Genomic DNA, 25,900 nt, shown 5'->3' with positions numbered 1-25,900 from the left:
GTTCTGATTGGGCTAGAGCCCTATTTTTCTTAATGAACCAGCCCGCTAGTAGCTGATGCTCATGGCCGGCACATCGATGTGCACCACGGGTTTGGCCAGCGCCGCGCTGGCGGCCCGGGCAAAAGCCTGGGCCCAGTCGGCCTGGGCAAAATGTTGCGGGCCGGCGGCCTGGGCCACCACCAGCACCTTGTCGGCCGTCAACAACTTGCCGGTGGGCCGCAGCGGCTCGCAACCCATCTGGGTGAACTGCTGGTCCAGCCAGCTTCTGGCCACATCGTGCGGCATGGGTTGCACCTCGTTGAGATCCATCCGCAACGGCGGATGGTTGTGAAAGGTCACAGTGACTTCGCTGCGCATGGGGACCTCGGCATCAAAAGGGACAAGAGAAAGCCAAACGCCATCATGAACCCAGGCGCCAGCGCTGGCAACCGGCGCCAACCCGGCCACCCGGCCCGCGCGCAGTGATTATTGAAGCCCGAGCTGCACCGGCGCCGTCAAATCCCCGGCCTGCGCAGCCTGCGCGCGCCGGGCCAGCACCGTCGCCAGATCTGTGGACGGCGCCCGGGCCGCCGTGCTGAAAATTTTCCCGGTCAGGTTTTCTTCGAGGCCCGCAAAGCCGGTGCTGCCGGCCTTTTCCGCGGTGGTGGTCACGGAACCGGCGAAATACAGCGTGGCCAGATCCCGCGCCAGCTGGGCCGGTGCCAGCCCGGTGCGCGGCAGCAAGCTGTCGAAGTCGCCGGCCTCGAACGACAGCTCGCGCAGCAGCAGCAGTTGCGAGTCCCTGAGCCAGCGCAGCGGCACGCCGGGCGCATGGCGAAAATAAATCGGCCGGCTGCGATAACGCGGCGGCAACACGTCGCGCTCGGTGCGCTGGGCGTAAATCCAGCGCAGTTGTGTCAGGCTGCTGTGCAGAAAATGCCCGGGAATGTCATGTGCGCTGGAGGGGCGCTTGTCCCAGCGCGCCAGCTCAAACGCCACCGGGTCGGCCTGGGGCGAAATACCAATACGCCAGGCCTGAAAATCCATCACGGCCAGCAAGCTGCCCTTGTAACTGACATGGTAGACGCCCGGCAGCAACTGGCTTTCACGCTCGACCAGTTGCCCGCCCAATACAAATTGGGAGCGCAAGGGCCGCAGCCAGTTTTCGAACTGCTGCAAGACCTTGCGCAGGCTGACTGCCGAGGTCGGGTCAAAGGTGTGGGCCGGGTCCAGATCGCCAGAAGCCAGCGGCAGCGAGAAGGCGATGGGGCGATCCACGTCCGCCAGATCGAGTTGCAGCGCCCGCTCCGTCGGCAAGCCCGGCAGGATTTTCAGGGTATTGGCACTGAGCAGGCGACTTTTCTCGCCGCTGACCAACCAGGCATCGGCCTCGGCAAACGCACCGGTATGCCAGGCCGGCCAGCCCTTGGAGAGTCGGCCAAGCAGGGGGCTCAGCTGCGCGCGCTGCTCCGGGGTGAACCCGGCCATTCCCAACCAGAGAACAGGCTGCTCAAAAGACATCGTGTTTCCATCGAGCGTTTGATGGGCATATCCCTGTGCCGGGCAGGCGCCCAGCTCAGGGAAACGTAACAACAAGCAATCAATGTAGCACTTAAGAATTAGAAAAACATCCCCCAAATAGGGGATAAGGTTTAATTGGCGGCGCGCCTGGCCTTGACGGCTTCGGACAACACCTCCAGCACCTCCAGCGAATCGTCCCAGCTCAGACAGGCGTCGGTGATGCTTTGGCCATATTCCAGCGCCTTGGCGTCGTCCTTGCCGGGCGTGAACTTCTGCGCACCCGGTTTCAAATGGCTTTCCACCATCAGGCCGAACACCTGGTGTGACCCGCCAGCCACCTGGCCAGCGATGTCGCGCGCCACATCGCGCTGCTTTTCATGCTGCTTGGAGCTGTTGGCGTGGCTGCAGTCGACCATCAGGGTGGCCGGCAGCTTGGAGGCTGCCAATTCCTTGCAGGCCGCGGTCACGCTGGCGGCATCGTAGTTGGGCGTCTTGCCGCCACGCAGGATCACGTGGCAATCCTTGTTGCCATTGGTTTGCACAATCGCCACCTGGCCGTTTTTGTGTACCGACAAAAAGTGGTGGCCGCGGGCGGCTGCCTGGATCGCATCGGTGGCAATACGGATGTTGCCGTCAGTGCCGTTTTTGAAACCTATCGGCGCCGACAGGCCGGACGCCAGCTCGCGGTGCACCTGGCTTTCGGTGGTACGTGCACCAATCGCGCCCCAGGAAATCAGGTCGCCGATGTATTGCGGAGAAATCACGTCGAGGAACTCGCTGCCGGCCGGCAGGCCCAGGCGGTTGATGTCGATCAGCAACTGACGCGCAATCCGCAGGCCTTCGTCGATGCGGTAGGTTTCGTCCAGGTAAGGGTCGTTGATCAGCCCTTTCCAGCCCACCGTGGTGCGCGGTTTTTCGAAATACACACGCATCACGATTTCCAGGGTGCCGGCGTATTTTTTGCGCTGCTCGGCCAGGCGGCGCGCGTATTCCAGCGCCGCCATCGGGTCGTGAATGGAACAGGGGCCAATCACCAGCAGCAGGCGGTCGTCCTTGCCGGCCATGATCTGGTGAATGGATTTGCGGGTTTGCGTGATCAGCGATTCAACGGCGGTGCCGCTGATCGGGAAGAAGCGGATTAAATGCTCGGGCGGGGGCAACACAGTGATGTCCTTGATGCGTTCGTCGTCGGTCTGGCTGGTTTTATCGACAGGGCTCGCATACCAGGCATCGCTGGTTGGGGTGGCTTTGGCATTCATGACTGGCTTCCTTTTAAAACATTCAACACATCAAATCGGGATCACAAGGGACAAAAAAAAACCGCCGGGTAGCCGGCGGTTTTTAAGATTCTGTTGCGTATTTTTTGCTTACGCCGAGATCTCTCTACCGCCGGAGGCGCTTGAGAACCAAAAGTAAGCAAAATAAGATTTCGCGGATGTCATGAACTGCAATGTAGCACAGGCGCGGCCCTGGCCCAGCATCCGTTCTTTTTACCCCTTGCGCTGCTGTCCTCCAACGTGACGCGTCCCCACCACCTGAGCAAAGCGTCCCCAGGGGGTCGATTCCAGGCGGCAGAGGCCGTGTTGAGCCCCTCGGAATAACCCGACGCGTGCACTGTTTTTATACAAAACGTTACATTCCCAACCCATTCCCCATTCAATGACCGCAGATGAGCAGCAGTGTTTTAAGCAGTTACCAGCCCGCCTATGTGGCAATTTCCTTTTTGATGTCCATCATCGGCTCTTTTGTCGCGCTGACGGCGGCAACCCGGATCCAGAAAGCGGACGGCAGCCTGAGCCTCATCAACACCGTGACAGCCGGTGTGGCACTGGGCGGCATCGGGGTCTGGGCCATGCATTTCATCGGCATGCTGGCCCTGGACCTGGACCTGGCAAGCAGTTATTCCCTGATCGAAACCGTGATCTCTCTGGGCGCTGCCATCCTGGCCTCCTCGCTGGCCCTGGGTTTTGTGGCCAAGGCGCCGGAGCGCCTGGCCAGACTGCTGGGCGCCGGCCTGCTGCTGGGCCTGGGCGTGGTGTTGATGCATTACCTGGGCATGTACGGCCTGAAGTTCGGTGGTTACATCGAGTCGGGACATCGGCCTGGTCGGCCTGTCGACGCTGATTGCCGTGCTGGCGGCCACGGCGGCCTTGTGGCTGGCCTTTAACACGCCCAGCCTGACCGGACGGGTACTGGCGGCGCTGGTGATGGGCGCGGCGGTTTGCACGATGCATTACACCGGCATGGCGGCTGCAGAATTTATCTGCACCACGCCTAACCGGGGCGCCATCCCTCAGGGTTTCGGCTACATGAGCGCGTTTCGCCTGCCTGCCCTGGTTACCATCGTCACCTTCCTGATGGTGTGTGTCATCTCTGTTGATCAACTGTTCCAGCGCACACTGCTCATGGCTGGCCGAGGCGCCAGCACCCCTGCTAGATAAAGCGGGGGAGACGTTGCGGGTTACCCGCGCAATCGGTCCCACCAGCTCCTGGCGCGCTCCAGCCGTGAGGCAGTGAGCGCGGCCGATGCGGAATCCACAGCAGCGTCCTGGCCGCACAGCTGTTCGTACATGTCGATCAGCAACATGCCCTCACCCAACGTGCGCCAGGCCACCAGTTCGAAATCGTCAAAGCTAACACCCTGGGGCTCTGCAGGGCCGGGCTGGGCCTGCGGATTGGCAGCCAGCAGCCACTGGCCAATCAGCACCCGGAAGTTGTTCAGCGCCGCCAGGTAGGAGGCGTATTCATACAAACCGCGCCAGGCTGGTGACAAGGCGATCACCAGCGTGCGGTGCGTGCGCAAGGTGCTCATCAAGTCCATCAGAGGCCCTGCCAGTGGCACCGGGTCGGGGTCGGGCTGCTGCTTCATACGGGACAACACCGACTCAATCCCCAGCGCCAGACCACCCATGCCATCGGCCAGCTGCAGCGACTCCTCGTCGGCCATGGCCGAGCGCAGAAAGTGGCTGAGCTCGCCAAAATTCTCGATGCGGGGAAGCTGGGTCGATGGATCAATCGGCAGCCGCGACGGCTGCATGCTTGGCATGTCCAGCAGGATCAGGCGGTGCCGCCCACGGTCAGGCCGTCGATACGCAGGGTCGGCTGGCCGACACCCACAGGCACGCTCTGACCTTCCTTGCCGCAGGTGCCGACACCGCTGTCGAGCTGCATGTCATTGGCGATCATGGTGACGCGGGTCAGTGCATCGGGACCGTTGCCAACAATCGTTGCGCCCTTGACAGGGTACAGAATTTTGCCGTTTTCGACCCAGAAAGCCTCGCTCGCGGAAAACACGAATTTGCCCGAGGTGATGTCGACCTGGCCGCCGCCGAAGTTGGTGGCGTACAGGCCTTTTTTGATGCTGGCGACAATTTCTTCGGGTTGTTTGTCGCCACCCAACATGTAGGTGTTGGTCATGCGCGGCATGGGCACATGCGCATAACTTTCGCGGCGGCCGTTGCCCGTGGGTTTGACACCGGAGAGGCGCGCATTCATCGAGTCCTGGATGTAACCCTTCAAGATGCCGTCTTCGATCAGCACATTGCGCTGGCTGGCATGGCCTTCGTCGTCAACGTTGAGCGAACCGCGGCGATCGGCAATCGTGCCGTCGTCCAGCACGGTGACGCCCTTGGCCGCCACACGTTCACCAATACGGCCCGCAAACGCGCTGGAGCCCTTGCGGTTGAAGTCACCTTCCAGGCCATGGCCAATCGCTTCGTGCAGCAAGATACCGGGCCAGCCGGGGCCAAGCACCACGGTCATTTCGCCAGCCGGTGCCGGACGCGCGTCCAGGTTGGACAAGGCGGCGGCCACCGCCTCGTTGACATACTGGTTGATCTGCGCGTCGTCAAAATAAGCCAGTCCAAAACGGCCACCACCGCCGCCCGAGCCCATTTCGCGGCGGCTCACGCCGGCCACTTTTTTCTCGGCGATCACGGTCACGGACAGGCGCACCAGCGGGCGCACATCGGCCGCCAGCGTGCCATCGGCGCGCGCCACCATCACCACGTCGTATTCGCTGGCCAGGCCGGCCATCACCTGCACGATGAGCGGATCTTTGGCCTTGGCCAGCTTCTCCACTTTTTCTAACAGCTTGACCTTGGCCGTGCTGTCCAGGGTCGCAATCGGGTCCAGCTCCTGGTAGAGCGAGCGGCTGGGCGCCACTTTTCGCGCGCCCACCTTGGCCCGGCCCACACGTGTGGCGGCCGAGATGCTGCGTACAGTGCGTGCCGCGTCCAGCAGCGACGCTTCAGAAATGTCATCGGAATAGGCAAACGCGGTTTTTTCACCGCTGACAGCACGCACGCCCACACCCTGGTCGATGCTGAAGGAACCGGTTTTGACAATGCCTTCTTCCAGGCTCCAGCCTTCGCTGCGGGTGTACTGGAAATACAGGTCGGCGTCGTCGACGCCATGCGAGGTGATTTCACCCAGGGCCCGGCTCAAATGCGCCTCGGTCAGCCCGAAAGGTGCGAGCAGCAACTTTTGCGCAATCTCCAAGCGCTCCGACGTGGCATCAACACGCGGGCGGGTGGGTACAGAGGCGAAAGCTGGCTTGCGGGCAGAAGACGGCGAAGATTTGAGTGAGGTCATGCGGTCATTGTAGGCAGTCTGACCCAACCCCCTCCCGGCAAGGCTTCTGCTACCCGGAACGGCTAGTCCCCCAAAATCAGGCCCCTCGCCAGGGGATCAGGACGACGCCTCCTCTGCACCAGCGAATAAGCCTGCGACAAGGTGTCGGCGCCCTTGCAGTCCTTCGCCTTGTCGATCCCCGCTGAAGCGGGGCCCCTCGCCAGGGGTTCAGGACTGCACCAGTCTTTTGGCTTTGGAGATCGACATCAAAATTCCGACTGCCAGCCCCAAGGTCACCATGGCGGTGCCGCCATAGCTGATGAAGGGCAAGGGCACACCGACCACAGGCAGGATGCCGCTAACCATGCCCATGTTGACGAAGGCGTAGGTAAAAAAGATCATGGTGACCGCCCCGGCCAGCAGGCGCGAGAACAGCGTGGGCGCGTCCAGTGCAATGGCCAGGCCCCGAAAGATCAGGAAAATGAAGCCGGCAATCAGCGCCAGGTTGCCAATCAAGCCGAACTCTTCGGAGTAGGCGGCAAAAATGAAGTCGGTGGTGCGCTCGGGAATGAACTCCAGGTGCGTCTGCGTCCCCTGCATAAAACCTTTTCCGAACATGCCGCCCGAGCCGATGGCGATCATGCCCTGGATGATGTGAAAACCCTTGCCCAACGGGTCGCGCGTCGGGTCCAGCAAGGTGCAGATGCGCTGCTGCTGGTAGTCATGCAATATCGCCCAGCGCATGCCCTTGGCGCACAGCTCCGGTTCGAACCAGACCAGCAGGAAGATGCCGACCAGACCCAGCAACACCGGGGGAACAATCAGTTTCCAGCTCAGCCCGGCAAAAAAGATGACCGCCAGGCCCGCGGCCATCACCAGCAGCGAGGTGCCCAGGTCGGGCTGCTTCATGATCAGACCCACCGGCACCAGCAACAAGGCCCCGGCCGCCAGGAAGTCCAGTGGCCGCAACTGGCCTTCCCGCTTCTGGAACCACCAGGCCAGCATCAAGGGCATCGCGATCTTCAAAATCTCGCTGGGCTGGATGATGATGCCCAGATTGATCCAGCGTTTGGCGCCTTTTTTGGTGATGCCAAAAATCGCCACCGCCACCAGCAAGGCCACGCCCACCACATACATGGGTACGGCAAAAGCCATCAGGCGCTGCGGCGGAATCTGCGCCACAACAAACATGATGAAACCGGCAATCAGCATGTTGCGACCATGGTCCACAAACCGGGTGCCATGGTCATAACCGGAGGAATACATGATCAGCAGGCCCGCACCGGCCAGCAGAAAAACAGCAAAAGCCAACAAGCCATCAAACCCCTGAAACATCGGGGCGGCACGCTGGAAAAAAGAGGGTTTGTCGAAAACTGCAGCCATGGCGGAGATTATCTGTCAGCCATGTGTTGCCGGCCTTGCCGGTTTGAATGCCCCGTCAGCGCCCCCGGGAGAGTCAGCCCCGGAGCTCCCGCGCCCGATTGATATGCAGCGCCACCAGCGTGCAGACAGCGCCGGAAAGCAGATAGACACTGACGGCGGCCAGCCCGAAGTGCACCGACAAGCCAAGTGCCACCAGGGGCGCAAAAGCCGCCCCGATCAGCCAAGCCAGATCGGAGGTCAAAGCGGCGCCGGTATAACGGTAGTGCGCCTCGAAGTTGGCGGTCACCGCGCCAGCGGCCTGGCCGTAGGACAGCCCCAGCAGTGAAAAACCGAGCAGAATGAATACCTTTTGCCCTAGCGCGCCACCATTGAGCAGCAGGGGCGCAAACAGGCTGAAGACCGCGATCAGGCCGGCCAGGATGCCCAGCGTGCTGCGCCTGCCGATACGATCCGCAATCCAGCCGGAGGCTACCACACACGGAATCGCAATCACGGCACCGAGCAGCTGAATGGTCAGGACATCGTTGATGGGCTGCGTCGACTGCAGGCCGATCCAGGACAAGGGAAACACCGTGACGAGGTGAAACAACGCATAACTCGCCAAGGCCGCGAAAGCACCGATCAGCAGGTTGCTACCTCGATCACGGACCAATTCGAGCACGGGGGCCGGCTCCAGGCCATGTTTTTTGAGCAGGCGCTCGTACTCATCAGTCACCACCAGCCGCAAGCGGGCAAACAGCGCCACCACATTGATGGCGAATGCCACGTAGAAGGGGTAACGCCAGCCCCAATCCAGAAAATCGGTGTTGGACAGCTGGGAGTGCAGGTACAAGAAGAGCCCGCTGGCCACAATAAAACCAACCGGCGCGCCAATTTGCGGAATCATCGCGTACCAGCCGCGACGCTGGGGCGGCGCGCTCAGCGCCAGCAAGGAAGGCAGGCCGTCCCAGGAACCACCCAGCGCGATCCCCTGAAGAAATCGGAACATCGACAAAAACGCGATGGACCAAAAGCCCAAAGTGACGTAACCCGGCAAAAAGGCCATGCCCACCGTAGACACGCCCAGCAGGAACAACGCGATGCCCAGCTTCACGCCGCGGCCCCAGAGGCGCTGGATCTCCATGAACAAGGCGGTCCCCAGCGGCCTGGCCAGAAAGGCAAAGGAAAAGATGACAAAGGCATACAGCGTGCCTTCCAGCCTGTCCACAAAGGGAAAGAAAACCGTCGGAAACACCAGCGCCGACGCAATGCCGTAAACAAAAAAGTCGAAGTATTCGGATGCCCGGCCAATGATCACGCCGACAGCGATCTCACTGGGCGCCACCGTGGACGCGTCGTCCACAGGACGATCCGTGTGCGGCGACGAGGAGCTTGGCAACAAGGACTCGGGATGGCTGTGACTCAGGCTTGACATGCGGTCCTTTCACAATGCAAAAAGTTACAACAAAGGCGTCAGCAGGCGCGCCTCCGGGGTCCATCATGCCATGGACAAAATGTCCAATTGCCTTGATTTGGATCAAAAGGTAGATTCAGTAGTTCCCCCATTGACAACCCCCTACTGTCCGGCATGCCCTCCAAAAAAAAGCTTCTCGGCCTGCTCCTCGTTCCAGCCCTGGCCCTGCTAGGCGGCTGTAATGCGGTACTCCTGAGCCCTTCCGGCGATATCGCCCTCCAACAACGCAATCTCATCTATATCTCGACGGCATTGATGCTGCTCGTCATTCTCCCGGTGATTGCGTTGACCCTGCTGTTCGCCTGGCGCTACCGCAAGTCCAACAACCGCAGCGATTACGACCCCGAATGGCACCACTCCACGCAGCTGGAGCTGGTGATCTGGGCGGTTCCGCTGCTGATCATCATCGTGCTGGGCGCCATCACCTGGATCAGCACCCACAAGCTGGACCCATACCGCCCGCTGGAGCGTATTGACGCGCAGCGCACCATTCCCGAAGACACCAAAACTCTGGTCGTCGAAGTGGTGGCGCTGGACTGGAAATGGCTGTTCATCTACCCCGAGCAGGGCATTGCCATGGTCAACGAGATGGCCGCGCCGGTCGACCGCCCCATCCAGTTCAAGATCACGGCCTCCTCGGTCATGAACTCCTTCTTCATTCCCGCCCTGGCCGGCCAGATCTACGCCATGCCCGGCATGCAAACCCAGTTGCACGCGATCATCAACAAGCCAGGCGAGTTTGACGGTCTGTCGGCCAACTACAGCGGTGCGGGCTTTTCCAGCATGCGCTTCAAGTTCCATGGCCTGAACGATGGCGACTTTGAACAATGGGTCAAGAAGGTCAAGTCCAGCGGCCAGTCGCTGGACCGCGACAGCTACCTGCAGCTCGAAAAACCTAGCGAGCGCAACCCCGTCCAGCACTACGCCAAGGTGGCCCCCCGAGCTCTACAAGGCCATCCTGAACCGTTGCGTTGAGGACAACAAGATGTGCATGCACGACATGATGGCGATTGACGCCAACGGCGGCCTCGGCATACCCGGCACCGTCAACGTTGCGTCCCTGAACGAAGCCACACGCACGCGCCTGGGCCTGGACGACCAGCCCGTGCGCAGCTATGTAGGCGCCATGTGCAGCCCCGGCAACCCCCTGGGCTTGCCGCTGCCGGCGACCGAGCCTGGCACCCGCCCCATCTGACGCCGCAGCCCCCTCGTCGCACCCTCTTTCTTCTCCTTACGCACCCACGATGTTCGATCAACTTGATATCACGAAGCTCATCTTCGGCCGCCTCTCCTGGGAGGCGATTCCGCTCCACGAACCCATCTTGCTGGTGACCTTTGCAGCCGTCATGCTGGGCGGGCTGGCCATTCTTGCGGCACTGACCAAATTCCGCCTGTGGGGACCTTTGTGGCGTGACTGGCTGACCAGCATCGACCACAAAAAAATCGGCATCATGTACGTGGTGCTGGGCCTGGTGATGCTGTTGCGCGGCTTCTCCGACGCACTCATGATGCGGCTGCAGCAGGCCATCGCGTTTGGCGACAACCTGGGCGTTTTGCCGCCGCACCACTACGACCAGATTTTTACCGCGCACGGCGTGATCATGATCTTCTTCGTGGCGATGCCGCTGGTCACCGGTCTGATGAACTTCGTCGTGCCGCTGCAAATCGGCGCGCGCGATGTGGCCTTCCCCTTCCTCAACAATTTCAGCTTCTGGATGACGGCCAGCGGCGCCATCCTCGTCATGCTTTCGCTGTTTGTCGGCGAATTCGCCAAGACCGGCTGGCTGGCCTATCCGCCGCTGTCGGGCATCATCAACAGTCCGGACGTGGGGGTGGATTACTACATCTGGTCGCTGCAGCTGGCGGGGGTGGGGACCTTGCTCTCGGGCATCAACCTGCTGGCCACCATCATCAAGATGCGCGCGCCCGGCATGACCCTGATGAAGATGCCCGTCTTCACCTGGACCGCCCTGTGCACCAACATCCTGATCGTCGCCGCCTTCCCGGTGCTGACCGCCGTGCTGGGTCTGCTGGGCCTGGACCGCTACGCCGGCACCAACTTCTTCACGACCGAATTCGGTGGCAACGCCATGATGTACGTGAACCTGATCTGGATCTGGGGCCACCCCGAGGTCTACATCCTGATCCTGCCGCTGTTCGGCGTGTTCTCTGAAGTGGTCGCCACCTACAGTCGCAAGCGCCTGTTCGGTTATTCGTCCATGGTGTACGCAACCTTCGCCATCACCATCCTGTCCTACCTGGTGTGGCTGCACCACTTCTTCACCATGGGTTCGGGCGCCAGCGTCAATGCTTTCTTCGGCATCACAACCATGATCATCTCCATCCCGACCGGAGCGAAGATTTTCAACTGGCTGTTCACCATGTACCGCGGCCGCATCACCTTTGATGTGCCCATGATGTGGACGATCGGCTTCATGGTGACCTTCGCCATAGGCGGCATGACCGGCGTGTTGCTGGCCGTGCCCCCGGCTGACTTTGTGCTGCACAACAGCCTGTTCCTGATTGCCCACTTCCACAACGTGATCATTGGCGGCGTGTTGTTCGGCCTATTTGCCGGCATCACCTACTGGTTCCCGAAAGCCTTTGGCTACAAGCTCGATCCGTTCTGGGGCAAATGTTCGTTCTGGTTCTGGCTGGTCGGCTTCTACCTGGCCTTCATGCCGCTCTACGTGTTGGGTTTCATGGGTGTCACACGCCGCATGAGCCACTTCGAAGACCCGTCGCTGCAAATCTGGTTCCAGATCGCCGCCTTCGGCGCCGTGCTGATCGCGCTGGGCATTGCCTCCATGATCATGCAGTTCATCGTGAGCTACATCCGCCGCGACTCGCTGCGCGACAACACCGGCGACCCCTGGGATGGTCGCACGCTGGAATGGTCGACCTCGTCGCCGCCGCCGGCCTACAACTTCGCCTTCACGCCCGTGGTGCATGAGATCGATGCCTGGTGGGACATGAAAAAGCACGGTTATGTGCGCCCGGTGGATGGATTCATCCCCGTGCACATGCCCAAGAACACGGCCGCCGGCATCATCATTGCCGCCATCTGCACGGTCTGCGGTTTTGCCCTGATCTGGCAGATGTGGCTGCTGGCCGTGCTGTCTTTCGTCGCCATCGTGGCGGCTGCCATCTACCACTCGTTCAACTACAAGCGCGACTACTACATCCCCGTGGATGAAGTGACGCACATCGAAAACGAACGCACACGTTTGCTCGCCAGCCATGCTTGATACCACCATCCCCTTGACCTCCTCTTCGGCCGGCGCTGCGGCGCTGCAGAGCCCAGGCGCGCTCAGCGAACGTTTCTTCCTGCGGCGCGAACATCATCCGGCCAACGGCACACTGCTCGGCTTCTGGCTCTACCTGATGAGCGACTGCTTGCTCTTTGCCTGCCTGTTCGCCTGTTATGCGGTGCTGGGCCGAAGTTATGCGGCCGGCCCGTCGGGCGCCGACCTGTTCGATCTGCCGCTGGTGGCCCTGAACACCTCGCTGCTGCTGCTGTCCTCCATCACCTATGGTTTTGCCATGCTGGAGATGCAAAAGAACAAGCAACGCGCCGTGCTGATCTGGCTGGCCATCACCGGCCTGCTGGGCGCAGGCTTTCTGGGCCTGGAAATGTATGAATTCATGCATTTCATCCACGAGGGCGCGGGTCCGCAACGCAGCGCCTTCCTGTCGTCCTTTTTCGCACTGGTCGGCACCCACGGCTTGCACGTTTTCTTCGGCATCATCTGGCTGCTCACCCTGATGTTCCAGGTCAAGCGTCACGGCCTGGGCGCCGAGAACCGCCGGCGCCTGATGTGTTTGTCCATGTTCTGGCACTTTCTGGACGTGGTCTGGATTGGTGTCTTCACCTTTGTTTACCTGATGGGAGCTCTGCCATGAGCGCGCATACCGACCACGACCATGACAGCGCACAACATGCGCACGACCACCACGACGAGCACGGGCATGACGACAGCGGCGCCAGCCACAGCACCCTGAGCGGCTATGTGACGGGCTTCATCCTGGCCGTGGTGCTGACGGCCATTCCCTTCTGGCTGGTGATGGGCAAGGTCTTCGAAACCTCCAGCACCACCGCCCTGGTGCTGATGGCGCTTGCGGCGGTGCAGATCGTGGTGCACATGATTTATTTCCTGCACATGAACACCCGCTCCGAGGGCGGCTGGTCCTTCCTGGCCTTGCTGTTCACCCTGCTGATCGTCGGGATTGCGCTGGCTGGCTCCTTGTGGGTCATGTACCACATGAACGCCAACATGATGCCCATGTCTGTCCACGACATGAAAAACATGCCCTGAACCTGCGCCAGGTTTGACTCCCTCCATGGCCAGTCGCGCGCCGCGCTCCACCGCAGCCTGTCTCGCGCTGGCCGTCTGCGCGCTCCTGTTGCTGGCCGGTTTTCTCGCGCTAGGCCTCTGGCAAATCGAGCGCCGTGCCTGGAAGCTGGACCTGATGGATCGTGTGGCGCAGCGCGTGTTTGCGCCAGCGGCGCCGCTCCCGCCCTTGGCCGAATGGCCGCAGATCACGGCCGCCAGCGACGAGTACCGCCACTTGCAGGTCAGCGGCCATTTTCTTCATGACCGCGAAACCCTGGTCCAGGCCGTGACCACCCAGGGCGCCGGCTTCTGGGTTCTGACGCCGCTGCAGTTGACGGACGGCCCCACACTGCTTGTTAACCGCGGTTTTGTGCCGCCCGAGGCGCGCACACGCGCCGCGCGACGCGCAACCGAAAGCGATGCGCCAGTCTCCCTCTCCGGCCTGCTGCGCCTGAGCGAGCCAGTCGGCGGATTTCTGCGCCACAACGACCCCGCCGGCGACCGCTGGTTTTCGCGCGATGTCGCTGCCATCGCCCAGGCCCGAGGCTTAAGCCAGGTCGCGCCCTTTTTTCTCGATGCCGACGCATCACCTCGCAACAGCACCAGCGCTGCACCAGTTTGGCCACTCGGCGGCCTGACCGTCATCACGTTCAAAAACAACCATCTGGTGTACGCACTCACCTGGTTTGGCCTGGCGCTGATGGTGCTGGGTGCGAGCATCCTGGTGCTGCGCGAAGAGCGCCGCCGGCGGCGCGAGCACCTGGGGGACAATACCAGCCATGTCGACCGCGAAACCGACCATGCCACGTCCGACTGAGGCCGGCAGCCCGCCGCCCGCGCCAGGCGGCCTCGAACGCCTGGACGATGCCACCGGCCTGAAAAACCTGCGACAGCTGATCCAGTTGCGCTGGATCGCGGTGATAGGCCAGCTGGCCACCATCGCCGTCGTGAACTTCGGCTTTGATATCGAACTGCCACTGCAGCAGATGCTGGTGGTGCTGAGCGGTCTGGTGCTCTTCAACCTCATCAGCCAGCTGCGCTGGCGCACCCGGCGCAGGGTCAGCAACAACGAGTTGTTTCTGGCCTTGCTGGTGGACGTGGCAATGCTGACCGCGCAGCTTTTCCTCAGCGGCGGCGCGAGCAACCCGTTTACATTCTTGTACCTGCTGCAGATCGCCCTGGGCGCCGTGCTGCTGCAGGCCTGGTCGGTCTGGACCATGGTCGCCATCACCACGGCCTGCCTGGTCGGGCTGACCATTTTCGGCCGTCCGCTGCCGCTGCCGCTGGATCTGGAAAACGGACTCGCCAGCCCCCACATGCAGGGCATCCTGGTGTGTTTCGTTCTCAACGCGGGCCTGCTGGTGACCTTCATCATGCGTATCAGCCGCAACCTGCAGGAGCGCGATGCGCGCCTGGCCAGCCTGCGCCAGCGTGCGGCCGAGGAAGAACACATCGTGCGCATGGGTCTGCTGGCCTCGGGCGCGGCGCATGAGCTGGGCACCCCGCTCTCCACCTTGGCCGTGATCCTGGGCGACTGGAAACACATGCCCGCCTTCACGGCCAACCCCGACCTGCAGCAGGAAATCAGCGAAATGCAGGCACAAGTCCTGCGTTGCAAAACCATCGTCAGCGGCATCCTGCTCTCGGCCGGCGAGGCCAGGGGCGAATCGTCGGAAAAAACCTCGATCTGCACCTTTCTCGACGAGCTGGCCGAGGAATGGCGCAACACGCGCCCGGTGCCTTCTTTTTCCTACGAGAACCGGGTGGACCAGGATTTGCCCATGGTCTCCGACTCGACCCTCAAGCAGATGCTTTGCAATGTGCTGGACAACGCGCTGGAAGCCTCGCCCACCTGGGTCGGTCTGGAAGCGGCGCGTGATGCCGACACCCTAACACTGACGGTCACGGACCGAGGTTCCGGTTTTGCCCCGGCAATGCTGGCGCAGCTCGGCAAACCCTACCAGTCCAGCAAGGGGCGCCTGGGCGGTGGCCTGGGCCTGTTCCTGGTCGTCAACGTGGCACGCACCTTGGGCGGCAGCGTCGCTGCGCGCAACCGCCCCGAGGGCGGCGCCGTCGTGACCATCACCCTGCCACTCACCGCCATCACACTGGCAAAGGACAACACCGATGGCCGCTGAACGCCAGTTGCTCATCGTCGAGGACGATGCGGCCTTTGCCCGCACCCTGGGCCGCTCGTTTGAACGCCGGGGTTATGCGGTGTTGCTGGCAACCAGCCTGGACGATGTCAGCGCCCTGCTGCAAAACCATTCACCGGCTTACGCGGTGGTGGATCTGAAACTGAACGGTGACGCCTCGGGCCTGGCCTGTGTGCAGGCCCTGCACGCGCACGATGCTGACATGCTGATCGTGGTGCTGACCGGCTTTGCCAGCATCGCCACCGCGGTCGAGGCCATCAAGCTGGGCGCCTGCCATTACCTGGCCAAGCCGTCCAACACCGACGACATCGAGGCCGCGTTTGGCCGGGTCACGGGCAACACCGAGGTGAAACTGACCAACCGCTCCTCGTCGATCAAGACCCTGGAGTGGGAACGTATCCACCAGACCCTGGTCGAGACCGACTTCAACATCTCCGAAGCCGCGCGCCGGCTGGGCATGCACAGGCGCACCCTGGCCCGCAAGCTCGAAAAACAACAGGTCAAGTAAAGCGCGCCAGACGCTACGCTTTTAGTAGCTGCTTGTGCCCGTCCTGACTGGGCTAGGGCCCTATTTCTTATAAATTCTCAACCTGATCAGGCTGAGGCCGGCAAACTGGCCTTTACCATGGACCCATGCCCACCACCCACCTGCTTTACCTCCACGGCTTCCGCTCCTCCCCACATTCCACCAAGGCCAGACAGGTCGCGGCCTGGGTGGCCAACCAACACCCCGACGTGGTCTGGTGGTGTCCGCAGTTGCCGCCATCGCCGCGCGAAGCCGTGCAGATGCTGAGCGAAGGCATCGCCGGCTGGCCGCGCGACACGATGGCGGTGATGGGCTCCTCGCTGGGCGGTTTTTACGCCACCCACGTGGCGGAAACCTGCGGCTGCAAGGCCGTGCTGCTCAACCCGGCCGTGAACCCGGCACGCGACCTGGCCAACTACATAGGCGAACAAAGCGCCTGGCACGACCCGACCGAGCGTTTTTTCTTTGAACCCGGTTTTGTGGACGAGTTGCGGGCGCTGGAACACGGACCTGTCGCCAGCCCCGAGAACTATTTCGCGATCATCGCCAAGGGCGACGAGGTGCTGGACTGGCGTGAAATGACGGGCCGTTACCCGGGCGCACGCACCAGGCTGCTGGAAGGCGGCGACCACGCGCTCAGCGATTTTGAGGCCCACCTGCCCGAGGTGATGGATTTTCTGGCACTGGTGTGAAGGCAGCGGCCACCGGCCGCCTGATTACACTAGCTGCAATCGCCGGGCACCAGCCCGGCCCGCGTTTGAAGGATAGCGTTTTGTTTGTATTGTTTGAAGAAGCCGGGAAGTTCCTGGCAGGTCGTATTTTGTCCGAGGCCGACAGCTCGCTGCAGGTCGAACTGGACTCGGGCAAACGGGTCAAGCTCAAGACCGCCAACGCCTTGCTGAAGTTTGAAAAACCGGCCCCCGCCGAACTGATCGCCGCCGGGCAGAAGTTGAGCGAAGAGATCGACTTGGACCTGGCCTGGGAATTCGCCAGCGACGAAGAGTTCAGCTTCGCCGACCTGGCGCGTGACTATTTCAGCGCCGACCCCAGCAAACCCGCCAGTACCGAGCAGCAGGTCGCCGCCTTGTTCCGCCTGTTTGAAGCGCCGCATTATTTCAGGCGCGCCGGCAAGGGGCGTTTCAAAAAGGCCCCGGCCGACATTCTGCAACTGGCCTTGGCGGCCATTGAAAAGAAAAAACAGCTCGCCTTGCAGATCACGGCCTGGGCGCAAGAGCTGGTCCAGGGCCAATGCCCGGCACCGATACGCGAACAGCTTTACAAAATCCTGTTCAAGCCCGACAAAAACAGCGCCGAATACAAGGCGGTGGTCGAAGCTTCGCGAAGCGCCCACAAGGCACCGCTGGACTTGTTGCAACAAGCCGGTGCGATTGCCTCGCCCTACCAGTTCCACTGGAAACGTTTCCTGTTCGAAAACTTTCCCAAAGGCACGGGCTTTCCGGCACTGCAGGCGCCGGACATCAAGGACGAGTTGCCGCTGGCCAATGTGCAGGCTTTTTCGATCGACGATTCGGCCACCACCGAGATCGACGACGCGCTGTCGGTGCAGGGCCTGGGCAGCGGCACCATCACGCTGGGCATCCATATTGCGGCGCCCGGCCTGGCCGTCTTGCCCGGCAGCCCGATCGACACTGTGGGCCGCGCGCGGCTGTCCACCGTGTACATGCCAGGCTACAAGCTGACCATGCTGCCCGACGAGATTGTCCAAAGCTACACCCTGCAGGAAGGCCGCAACTGCCCATCCCTGTCGCTGTACCTCACGCTGGACGAAGCCACGCTGGAGATCAGGGAAAGCGTCACCCGGCTGGAGCAGGTACCCATCGTCAGCAACCTGCGCCACGACAAGCTGGACAGCACCTTCACCGAGGCATTTTTTGAAGCCGCACAAACCAGCCCGCCAGTCGCTGTGCAATGGGGCGTGGAACTGACGTTTTTGCACCGGCTGGCCAAACACCTCAAGGCGCAGCGCGAAATCGTGCGCGGCAAGCCGGAAAACTTCAACCGGCCCGACTACAACTTCAAGCTGGACAAGTCCACGGACGGCGAGCCGCAGGGCGACGAAACCGTCAGCATCACCACCCGCCAACGCGGCGCACCGCTGGACCTGATCGTGGCCGAAGCCATGATCCTGGCCAACAGCACCTGGGGCCTGTGGCTGGCCGATCACGGCGTGCCCGGCATTTACCGCAGCCAGGCCAGCATGGCGCCCGGCGTGAAAGTGCGCATGGGCACCAAATCGCTGCCGCACGCCGGCCTGGGCGTCAAAAGCTACGCCTGGAGCACCTCGCCACTACGCCGCTACACCGACCTGGTCAACCAGTGGCAAATCATCGCCTGCGCCAAACATGGCCGCACGGCTGCTTTGGCTGCGCCCTTCAAACCCAAGGACGCCGAGCTGTTTTCCATCATCTCGGGTTTTGATGCGGCCTACAGTGCTTACAACGGTTTCCAGGCCGGTATCGAGCGTTACTGGACGCTCAAGTACATTGAGCAAAACGGCATCACCGAACTCACCGCCACCTTTTTCAAGGACAACCTGGTGCGTGCCGACGACTTGCCGCTGGTGCTGCCGGCCATGGGCGCCCAAGGCCTGCCGCGCGGCGCCAGGGTGCGTATCCGGCTCGGTGAGATCGACGAGATCACGCTCGATGTGTCGGGCACCGTGATCGAGCGTCTGGATGCCGTGGTGGATGAAGCCGCCGCCGAACAGGTCGACGAAGAAGACAACGACTCGGAACTGGCTGCCGGCCCGATTTCGATTGCCGTCGATCTGAACGAGCCCGATGCAACGGCCGTCGGCCAGGCGGCTTAACACCGATAATCCTGTCCTGTGAAGTCACTCAGCACCCTGCAAATCGCCCTGGGCGTATCGGTCGCCCTGCATGCGGTCGTGCTGACCGTGCGTTTTGTCGATCCGGAACGTTTCAACCGCGTTTTCCAGGACACGCCGCTGGAAGTGATTCTGGTCAACGCCAAGTCCAACGAGCGCCCGGACAAGGCCAAAGCCATCGCCCAGGCCTCGCTGGCCGGCGGTGGTGAGGCGGAAAAAGGCCGGGCCACCAGCCCCCTGCCGCCCTCGGCGCTGACCGACATCGGCGATGCCAGCGAAAACGCGCAGCGCCAAATAGACGCCATGCAGGAGCAGCAAACCCTGTTGCTGGCACAGATCAAAAAAGAGCTGGCCTCCATGCCGCCACCCGATCCCAAAGTGACGGCGCGGGATGCGGCCCAGGCCGAGCGCGAGGAAAAACGCAAACAGCTGATCAAGATACTCGCCGAGATCGAGCGGCGTATCAACGAAGAAAACGCCAGGCCGAAAAAACGCTACATCAGCCCGGCCACCCGCGAAGCGGTTTACGCCGTGTATTACGACGAGTTGCGGCGCAAAATCGAAGAAAAAGGCACGGTCAACTTTCCCGAGATGGCCGGCAAAAAACTGTATGGCGAACTGACCATGGTGCTGACGATTAATTTTGATGGCCGTGTGCTCTCCACCGAGGTGGTCGAGACCTCCGGTAACCTGACGCTGGACCGGCGCTCGCAAAACATTGCGCGCAGCACCGGTCCTTTCGGCCGTTTCACCCAGGCGATGCGCCGCGAGGCCGAACAAATTGTGGTGGTCTCGCGCTTCAAGTTCACGCGCGACGAAACCCTGGAAACAAAGCTCACCGAGCGTCACTAGGCGGTTATGGATCACTACTGCGTCCTCGGCAACCCGGTTGAACACAGCAAGTCGCCGGCCATCCATGCGCGTTTTGCCGCGCTGACCGGCCAGGTTATGGACTACCGCAAACAGCTGGCGCCGCTGGACGGTTTTGCCGCCACCTTGCAGCAATGGTTGGACAACGGCGGACGCGGCTGCAACGTGACCGTGCCTTTCAAGTTCGAAGCCTTCCAGCGGGCCGACACAGCCAGCGAACGCGCGCAACTGGCCCAAGCCGCCAACACCCTGAAGTTTGACGACGAGGGCCACGTGGCAGCCGACAACACCGACGGCATCGGCTTGGTCAACGACATCCAGCACAACGCCGGCCTCAGCCTGGCCGGGCGTGACCTGCTGCTGATAGGCGCCGGCGGCGCCGCGGCCGGTGTGTTGGCCCCGCTGCTGGCGGCCGGGCCGCGCCGTCTGGTGGTCGTCAACCGCACGCCGGCCAAGGCGATGGACTTGGTGGCGCGCCACGCCAGCCATCCGGCGCTACAGCACTTGCTACAAAAAACAGAGCTGCTTGCGCAGGACCTGCAAGGGCTGGAGGCCGATTTTGATGTCATCATCAACGCCACCGCGAGCAGCCTGGACGGCGGCGCGATTCCGGTGCATGCCCGCGTGCTCAAGCCGGGCGCGCTGGCCTACGACATGATGTACGGCGCTGCGGCGCAAGGTTTTGCCGACTGGGCACGAGCCCATGGCGCGGTGCCGCGCGACGGCCTGGGCATGCTGGTGGAGCAAGCCGCGGAGTCCTTTTTGTTCTGGCGCGGCGTGCGCCCGCCGTCGGCCCAGGTTCTGCAGGAACTGCGCCAGGCCTTGTCATGAAAGCCCTGCTGCGCTGGCTGCTCCTGGTGCTGCTGGCCGGCCTGGCCTTGCAGCTGTATTTTGTCGGCCGCATCGCCTTGATGGCGGTGGTGGATCCGCAGTCCACGGCTTTTCAGCGCTCAGAAATTTACCGGCTGGCGGTTGAACAAGGCTCGCTGAAATGGCGCCAGCAATGGGTGCCCTATAACGCGCTGTCCGACAACCTCAAACGTGCGGTGATTGCGTCCGAAGACGCCACCTTTGTCGAACATGAAGGTGTGGATGTCGAGGCCCTGGAAAAAGCCTGGGAGAAAAACACCAAGGCCGAGCAGCGCGCCGAAAAATCCGCGAGCAAGCTGATCAGCAAGGCCGCGCCAGCAGGCGCCGCCAAAGCGGCAGCCAAGCCGCCCAAGATTGTGGGCGGCTCCACCATCACGCAACAACTGGCGAAAAACCTGTTTCTCTCCGGTGAACGTACCCTGATGCGCAAGGGCCAGGAGCTGCTGCTGACCCTGATGCTGGAAGCCCTGCTGAGCAAGCAGCGCATCCTGGAGATTTACCTCAACAGCATCGAGTGGGGCGAAGGTGTGTTCGGCGCGGAAGCCGCGGCCCAGCACTATTACAAAAAGCCCGCGGCCAAATTAAGCGCCTACGAAGCCGCACGCCTGGCCGTCATGTTGCCGCGCCCCAAATATTTCGAGACCCGGCCCGGCTCCAGCTACCTGGCTTCGCGCGCATCGACCATTGTTGCGCGCATGGGCGGCGTGGAGCTGCCCTGATCAGCGCCGCTCAAAAACCGGTGTGCGCCGCGCGGCCATGGCCGCCACACCCTCGCGAAAATCGGCGCTGCGAAACTGCTCCCGCTGAATCACCAGTTCACGCTGGTTCGCCGCATAGACCTCGTCGGCCAGACCCTGGCGCAACGCCGCCCGCGTCGACTCCACCGCCAAAGGGGCCGACACAGCAATCTCTTGCGCCAGCGCGAGTGCCTGGGCACGCACCTCGGTCTCACCCGCCAGAACATCGGCCAGCCCGATTCGGACCGCCTCCTCGCCGCCTATGCGCCTGCCGGTGTACAAAAGCAGCGCCGCCTGCTGCCGCCCCACCAGTTGCGCCAGGGTCAGGCTCAGGCCGAAGCCGGGGTGAAAACCCAAGCGGTTGAAGTTGGCGCTGAAACGGGCCTCTGGACAAGTCACCCGGAAGTCGGCGACCAGCGCCAGCCCCAGGCCAGCCCCCACCGCCGCGCCGTGAACAGCGGCCACCACCGGCTTGCTGCCGCGAAACAGCCGCATCGCCTGCACATAAAAAGCCGAAGGATCGCGGTCTTCCTTGGGGTCGGCAGAATTGAAGTCTGCACCGGCGCAGAAGGCGCGGCCCTCGGAGGCGAGCACGATGCAGCGGCAAGCCGGTTCGCGGTCGAGTTGCTCGAAGGCATCGGCAAGCATGCCCATGAAACGCGCATCCACGTGGTTGTGCGGGCCGCGACGGATCTCGACCAGGGCCACATGGCCGTCGCGGTCGACACGCAGTTCGTCAGGCGCAGCGATGGTCATTGCGGCTCCATTCTGGCAATCGCCACGTAGTTCTTCCACTTGGCGCGTTCTTCTTTGTCAAAGGTCGCCAATTGCGACAAACTCATCTTTTTGGGAGAAAAACCAAACCCTTCCAGCCGTGCCCGCATGGGATCGGTGGTGATCGCCTCGTTGATCAGGTCATTCAGAAATTGCAATGTAGCCGCCGGTGTGCCCACCGGCACCGCAATCCCCAGAAAGCCCGAGACACCGTAAGAAGGATAGGTTTCAGAAATCAAGGGCACCGAGGGGTATTTCACCAGGCGCTTGGCCGACTGGGCGGCCAGCGCCCGCAGCTGGCCGGAGTTCACAAAGCTGTCACCGGCCACACTGTCAACAAAAATCACGTCAATCTGGCCTGCGATCAATTCCGTCATGGCGGTATTGACCTGTTTGTAGGGAATCGCCGTCAACTCAATGCCCGCGACCTGGCCCAGCAAGGCACCCGGCACCTGGGACGAGGCATTGAAATAACCGTAGTTCAACTTGCCGGGCGCCGCTTTGGCCGCCTGGACGAAGTCGGCCAGGGTCTTGTAGGGCGCATTGGGTTTCACCAGCATGTAGGAAGACGAGCCGCCAAAATGGCCCACCAGTGTGAAGTCCCGCTCGGGGTCATAAGGCAACTTCTTGTACAGGCTGGGGTTGGCCGAATGGGTAGACGTGGTGGCCAGCAGGACCACCGATCCGTCGGGCGGGCTTTTCCGTACCGCTTCAACACCGACTATGCCGTTGGCCCCCGGCCGGTTGTCCACCATGGCGGGCCGGCCGGTTTTCTTGGTGATGAACTCGGCCAGCATGCGCGCCGTGATGTCGCCGGACCCACCCGGGCCAAAGGGCACGATGATCTGCAAGGGCTTGTCGCCCACGATCTGGGCCATGCCCGTTAACGCCGACGAACCCAGCGGCAGGGCTGCAAGCACTTGAACAAATTGACGCCGTTGCATGTGTGTCTCCTTGGTGGTTGCCGCTCGTCAGGAGCGGTCAGGTCGAATGGATGCGTTGTGTTCGCCGATCTCGGGCGCACGGTGCCGGATCGGTGGCCGCACACCGTTGAACGACACAGGGAGCCCGACCACTTGCAGGTCGATCTCCGGTACGTCCTGGAAGATGCCGATGGCCTGGGTCTGGGGCTGATCGATCACCTGCTGGAAGTCATGGATGGGCGCACAGGGAATACCAACGGCTTCCAGCAAGTCGATCCAGTGGTTCATGGGCTGGGTCGCCAGAATGGCCTGGATGGCCGGCACGATGTCGCGCTTGTGCTCAACGCGTAACGCATTGCTGGCGTAACGTAGGTCGGACGCCCACTCCGGATGGCCCAGGGCCTTGACCAGCTTGGCGAACAAGCGGTCGTTGGCGGCGGCAATCACGACCTCCCCGTCACTGGCCTGAAAGGCCTGAAAAACCACCACCCGCGGATTACCACTGCGGTGGCGCTCCGGCTGCTGGCCGGTCGCCTTGAAACCCGCCATCATCACCTGCAGCCACCCCATCGCGGTTTCAAAAAGCGAGGTATCAACCACACAACCGCTGCCCGTCGCCTGACGCTGGAACAGGGCCGCCAGACAACCCAGCGCCGCCCAGATGCCGGTGCCCAGGTCCAGCACCTGCATCCCGACGCGGGAGGATGGGCCATCTTCCGCGCCATTGACGCTGAACATGCCGGCAAAGGCCTGGATCATCGGCTCGTAGCCTGGATGCAGATGCATGGGCCCCTTGTGACCAAACGCCCACAATGAACAATAAATCAGCCGCGGGTTGGCGGCGCACAAGGCCGTCGGCCCCAGCCCCAAGTCCTCCAGGACGCCCGGCCGGAGGTTCTGGATCAGGACGTCCGCCTCCCCGATATAAGACTTGAGCCAGGCCACCGATTCGGCGTCCTTGAGATCGAGGGCAAGACTACGCTTGCCATGGTTCATGGCCTGGAAGGTGGTTGCCGTGCCGCGCCAGAACGGCGGACCCCAGCCACGCGCATCGTCACCGCCCTCGGGGCGTTCGATCTTGACCACGTCCGCCCCCAGGGAGGAGAGAATTTCGCTCGCATAAGGCCCGGCGATGTTCTGGCCGATCTCGACGACCTTGATGCCTTTCAGAGGCAGCGCATGATTGGGAAAAGTTGGCATCTTCAACGTCCTGTGAATTTCGGTGCGCGTTTTTCGACAAAATGCGCGACGCCTTCGCGAAGGTCTTCGGTGCCGCGGCAAAGCGCCATTTCGGCATCCGCGAGCTGGGTCGCCTCGGCCAGCGTCTGGTGGCTGGCGGCCAGCAGCTGCGCCTTCATCACACGAACGGAACGGGGCGAGGACAAATTGGCCAGATCAGCGGCACGCTGATGCACCGCCTCGGCGAAGTTTTCCGCCGGCAACAGCTTGACCAGACCCATTTGCGCCGCCTCCTCCGCTTGAACCGCACGCCCGGACAACAAGAGGTCTGACGCATGCATGGGCCCGATGAGTCTGGGGAGCATCCATGCGATGCCGTGTTCGGCCACCAGACCACGGCGCGCGTAGGGTGTGCTCGAATTTCGCCCCGGCGGCCATGTAGCGAAGATCGCAATAAAGCGCGATGCAGACGCCCACCCCCGCAATCGCGCCATTGATACCCGCAACAATGGGTTTGGGAACGCCCAGCAGATAGCCGTAACGTTGCTCCAGATCCTGGTGGCTCAACACCTGCTCGCTTGACGCTGGTGGAGGGGCGCCTTCGGCACTGGCCGAAAGACGGCTCATATCGGCACCGGCACAAAAAGCACGGCCCGCACCGGTCAGCACGATGCTGCGCACGCCGTCATCCGCAGAAGCCAGAGCGATGGCTTCGCGCAACTCTTTCTCCAGCGTGAGGGTCCACGCATTCAGGCGCTCGGCGCGGTTGAACGTGATGGTGGCGACGCGATCACGCACGTCATAAACAAGCTCTTCGAATTGCATGTGCAGGCAGACCGCGGATGCGGCCCTTGTCTCCTTTGTAGCAACCGAGTATTGCTTTGGGGTGTTTCTTCTGCAAGACTACAATTTCGCTTAATGAAATTACCAGAATGCCGAAGAAAGCCGTCATCAAGCCCGTTTCGACACGCCGGACCACTCGGGAGACGGGTCGTTTCACTCGTGCGACGCCCGGCAGCCAGTCGCTCGAACGCGGCCTGCAACTGCTTCGGGTCTTCCGTCCAGGGGTGGCGGTCCTGAGCAATGCACAACTGGCCTATCGAACAGGCCTTCCCCGGCCGACGGTCAGCCGGCTGACACGCTCACTCGTCGACGCCGGTTTTCTGGCATATGACGTCGAACAAGCGGGCTACCGATTGACGGCGGTCTGCCTGAGCCTCGCCCTGACGTTCCGAAGCGAACAACCTGCCCTTGATCTGGCTCTGCCGCTGATGCGCAGCGTCGCCGAAGGCCAAAGAATCAATGTGGGCCTGGCACTTGCCGATCAGGGCGAGATGGTCTATCTCGACTCGGTCCGGCAAAGCCGCCTGGGGGTGTTCCGCCGCATCGTGCCCGGATCACGCATCCCCATGGAGCTGACGTCCTTGGGCTACGCCTGCCTGGCCGCCATGGACGACACCGAACGGCGCGCGCTGCTGGAGCAGCTTGCGGTCAAGCACGGCCGGGCGTGGCCCGCGCTGATGCTGCAGATACAGCGTGCGATCACTGACGTGCACAAACTCGGCTACTGCCACGCAACGTGGCAGGTGGGCATGGTGGCCATTGCGGCACCGGTCACCACGCCCGACGGCAAGGTGCACGCGGTGAACATCAGCTTTCCATTTGAGGAAGGTGATCACACGGCACAGGTGAAGACCTATTCAGCGCTGCTGCTGGAACTGGTTGACAACATCCACACCACCTGGCACCACGAACTGATGACAGCGGCCGAGTAA

At 62.2% G+C, this 25,900-nt stretch carries 25 protein-coding genes and 2 pseudogenes; 15 read left to right on the top strand and 12 right to left on the bottom strand.

The window, feature by feature from the left end; genetic code table 11:
• Nucleotides 1-45 precede the first annotated feature (45 nt).
• The 3 genes from ACHMXK_RS05125 to ACHMXK_RS05115 form a co-directional block, all read right to left on the bottom strand.
• Nucleotides 46-357, bottom strand: a complete 312-nt coding sequence (locus tag ACHMXK_RS05125) for a hypothetical protein (RefSeq protein ID WP_397438261.1) — start codon at nucleotides 355-357, stop codon at nucleotides 46-48.
• A 108-nt stretch (nucleotides 358-465) separates the two neighbouring features.
• A complete protein-coding gene (locus tag ACHMXK_RS05120) occupies nucleotides 466-1,500 on the bottom strand; it encodes a hypothetical protein (RefSeq protein ID WP_397438260.1) in 1,035 nt (344 codons plus the stop codon).
• A gap of 131 nt (nucleotides 1,501-1,631) precedes the next feature.
• The gene (locus tag ACHMXK_RS05115; protein WP_397438258.1) at nucleotides 1,632-2,759 is read right to left on the bottom strand and encodes a 3-deoxy-7-phosphoheptulonate synthase; all 1,128 of its coding nucleotides are present in this window, start codon (nucleotides 2,757-2,759) and stop codon (nucleotides 1,632-1,634) included.
• A 410-nt stretch (nucleotides 2,760-3,169) separates the two neighbouring features.
• Here ACHMXK_RS05115 and ACHMXK_RS05110 point away from each other — a divergent pair, with 410 nt between their 5' ends.
• Nucleotides 3,170-3,667, top strand: a complete 498-nt coding sequence (locus ACHMXK_RS05110; protein ID WP_397438256.1) for an MHYT domain-containing protein — start codon at nucleotides 3,170-3,172, stop codon at nucleotides 3,665-3,667.
• A complete protein-coding gene (locus tag ACHMXK_RS05105; protein ID WP_397438254.1) occupies nucleotides 3,630-3,941 on the top strand; it encodes an MHYT domain-containing protein in 312 nt (103 codons plus the stop codon). Before ACHMXK_RS05110 ends, ACHMXK_RS05105 begins: the two co-directional genes overlap by 38 nt.
• A 20-nt stretch (nucleotides 3,942-3,961) precedes the next feature.
• Here the strand turns inward: ACHMXK_RS05105 and ACHMXK_RS05100 are convergent, their stop codons facing one another.
• From ACHMXK_RS05100 to ACHMXK_RS05085, 4 genes are all read right to left on the bottom strand, one after another.
• On the bottom strand, nucleotides 3,962-4,546 hold the full coding sequence (locus tag ACHMXK_RS05100) for a hypothetical protein (RefSeq protein WP_397438253.1): 585 nt from the start codon (nucleotides 4,544-4,546) through the stop codon (nucleotides 3,962-3,964).
• An 11-nt stretch (nucleotides 4,547-4,557) separates the two neighbouring features.
• Nucleotides 4,558-6,093 carry a metalloprotease TldD gene (gene tldD, locus ACHMXK_RS05095; RefSeq protein WP_397438251.1) on the bottom strand — a complete coding sequence of 512 codons (1,536 nt, stop codon included), beginning with the start codon at nucleotides 6,091-6,093 and terminating at the stop codon, nucleotides 4,558-4,560.
• Between the two features lie 207 nt (nucleotides 6,094-6,300).
• Complete coding sequence (gene rodA / locus ACHMXK_RS05090) at nucleotides 6,301-7,455, bottom strand: rod shape-determining protein RodA (protein WP_397438249.1); 1,155 nt, start codon at nucleotides 7,453-7,455, stop codon at nucleotides 6,301-6,303.
• A 73-nt stretch (nucleotides 7,456-7,528) separates the two neighbouring features.
• On the bottom strand, nucleotides 7,529-8,869 hold the full coding sequence (locus ACHMXK_RS05085) for an MFS transporter (protein WP_397438247.1): 1,341 nt from the start codon (nucleotides 8,867-8,869) through the stop codon (nucleotides 7,529-7,531).
• A 153-nt stretch (nucleotides 8,870-9,022) separates the two neighbouring features.
• Between ACHMXK_RS05085 and cyoA the strand changes: the two are divergent.
• From cyoA to ACHMXK_RS05025, 12 genes and pseudogenes are all read left to right on the top strand, one after another.
• Nucleotides 9,023-10,103 (top strand): annotated as a pseudogene (gene cyoA, locus ACHMXK_RS05080) (ubiquinol oxidase subunit II).
• Nucleotides 10,104-10,152: 49 nt separating this feature from the next.
• Nucleotides 10,153-12,156 carry a cytochrome o ubiquinol oxidase subunit I gene (cyoB, locus tag ACHMXK_RS05075; RefSeq protein WP_397438245.1) on the top strand — a complete coding sequence of 668 codons (2,004 nt, stop codon included), beginning with the start codon at nucleotides 10,153-10,155 and terminating at the stop codon, nucleotides 12,154-12,156.
• Nucleotides 12,149-12,811, top strand: coding sequence for a cytochrome o ubiquinol oxidase subunit III (cyoC, locus tag ACHMXK_RS05070; protein WP_397438243.1), 663 nt, complete (start codon nucleotides 12,149-12,151; stop codon nucleotides 12,809-12,811). Before cyoB ends, cyoC begins: the two co-directional genes overlap by 8 nt.
• Nucleotides 12,808-13,224, top strand: coding sequence for a cytochrome o ubiquinol oxidase subunit IV (gene cyoD / locus ACHMXK_RS05065; RefSeq protein WP_397438241.1), 417 nt, complete (start codon nucleotides 12,808-12,810; stop codon nucleotides 13,222-13,224). Before cyoC ends, cyoD begins: the two co-directional genes overlap by 4 nt.
• Before the next feature lie 25 nt (nucleotides 13,225-13,249).
• Entirely contained in the window at nucleotides 13,250-14,059 is an 810-nt protein-coding gene (locus ACHMXK_RS05060; RefSeq protein ID WP_397438239.1) for an SURF1 family protein, read from the top strand.
• Nucleotides 14,043-15,380, top strand: a complete 1,338-nt coding sequence (locus ACHMXK_RS05055; RefSeq protein ID WP_397438237.1) for an ATP-binding protein — start codon at nucleotides 14,043-14,045, stop codon at nucleotides 15,378-15,380. The genes ACHMXK_RS05060 and ACHMXK_RS05055 overlap by 17 nt, the downstream gene beginning before the upstream one ends.
• On the top strand, nucleotides 15,370-15,906 hold the full coding sequence (locus ACHMXK_RS05050; protein WP_397438235.1) for a response regulator transcription factor: 537 nt from the start codon (nucleotides 15,370-15,372) through the stop codon (nucleotides 15,904-15,906). Before ACHMXK_RS05055 ends, ACHMXK_RS05050 begins: the two co-directional genes overlap by 11 nt.
• A 125-nt stretch (nucleotides 15,907-16,031) precedes the next feature.
• Nucleotides 16,032-16,616, top strand: coding sequence for a YqiA/YcfP family alpha/beta fold hydrolase (locus ACHMXK_RS05045; RefSeq protein WP_397438233.1), 585 nt, complete (start codon nucleotides 16,032-16,034; stop codon nucleotides 16,614-16,616).
• Nucleotides 16,617-16,696: 80 nt separating this feature from the next.
• Entirely contained in the window at nucleotides 16,697-18,754 is a 2,058-nt protein-coding gene (locus ACHMXK_RS05040; protein ID WP_397438231.1) for a ribonuclease catalytic domain-containing protein, read from the top strand.
• Nucleotides 18,755-18,772: 18 nt separating this feature from the next.
• The gene (locus ACHMXK_RS05035; protein ID WP_397438229.1) at nucleotides 18,773-19,624 is read left to right on the top strand and encodes an energy transducer TonB; all 852 of its coding nucleotides are present in this window, start codon (nucleotides 18,773-18,775) and stop codon (nucleotides 19,622-19,624) included.
• Nucleotides 19,625-19,630: 6 nt separating this feature from the next.
• Nucleotides 19,631-20,473 (top strand): shikimate dehydrogenase, encoded by an 843-nt coding sequence (gene aroE / locus ACHMXK_RS05030; RefSeq protein WP_397438227.1) that lies wholly within the window; start codon nucleotides 19,631-19,633, stop codon nucleotides 20,471-20,473.
• Nucleotides 20,470-21,231 (top strand): transglycosylase domain-containing protein, encoded by a 762-nt coding sequence (locus ACHMXK_RS05025; RefSeq protein ID WP_397438226.1) that lies wholly within the window; start codon nucleotides 20,470-20,472, stop codon nucleotides 21,229-21,231. Before aroE ends, ACHMXK_RS05025 begins: the two co-directional genes overlap by 4 nt.
• Here ACHMXK_RS05025 and ACHMXK_RS05020 read toward each other — a convergent pair whose 3' ends face one another.
• From ACHMXK_RS05020 to ACHMXK_RS05000, 5 genes and pseudogenes are all read right to left on the bottom strand, one after another.
• Nucleotides 21,232-22,005 carry an enoyl-CoA hydratase/isomerase family protein gene (locus ACHMXK_RS05020; protein WP_397438224.1) on the bottom strand — a complete coding sequence of 258 codons (774 nt, stop codon included), beginning with the start codon at nucleotides 22,003-22,005 and terminating at the stop codon, nucleotides 21,232-21,234.
• A complete protein-coding gene (locus ACHMXK_RS05015; protein WP_397438222.1) occupies nucleotides 22,002-22,967 on the bottom strand; it encodes a Bug family tripartite tricarboxylate transporter substrate binding protein in 966 nt (321 codons plus the stop codon). Before ACHMXK_RS05015 ends, ACHMXK_RS05020 begins: the two co-directional genes overlap by 4 nt.
• Before the next feature lie 27 nt (nucleotides 22,968-22,994).
• Complete coding sequence (locus ACHMXK_RS05010) at nucleotides 22,995-24,146, bottom strand: CaiB/BaiF CoA transferase family protein (RefSeq protein ID WP_397438220.1); 1,152 nt, start codon at nucleotides 24,144-24,146, stop codon at nucleotides 22,995-22,997.
• A gap of 2 nt (nucleotides 24,147-24,148) precedes the next feature.
• Nucleotides 24,149-24,490, bottom strand: coding sequence for an enoyl-CoA hydratase-related protein (locus ACHMXK_RS05005; RefSeq protein ID WP_397438219.1), 342 nt, complete (start codon nucleotides 24,488-24,490; stop codon nucleotides 24,149-24,151).
• A 109-nt stretch (nucleotides 24,491-24,599) separates the two neighbouring features.
• A pseudogene (locus tag ACHMXK_RS05000) lies at nucleotides 24,600-24,950 on the bottom strand (enoyl-CoA hydratase-related protein); the annotation flags it as partial.
• A gap of 107 nt (nucleotides 24,951-25,057) precedes the next feature.
• Between ACHMXK_RS05000 and ACHMXK_RS04995 the strand changes: the two are divergent.
• Nucleotides 25,058-25,900, top strand: coding sequence for an IclR family transcriptional regulator (locus tag ACHMXK_RS04995; protein ID WP_397438217.1), 843 nt, complete (start codon nucleotides 25,058-25,060; stop codon nucleotides 25,898-25,900).

It is taken from the genome of Polaromonas sp. UC242_47 (assembly GCF_044452385.1).
Taxonomy (GTDB): domain Bacteria; phylum Pseudomonadota; class Gammaproteobacteria; order Burkholderiales; family Burkholderiaceae_C; genus Polaromonas.
Note: the sequence above shows the minus strand (reverse complement) of the source record. Positions and strands in the feature narration are given on the sequence as shown.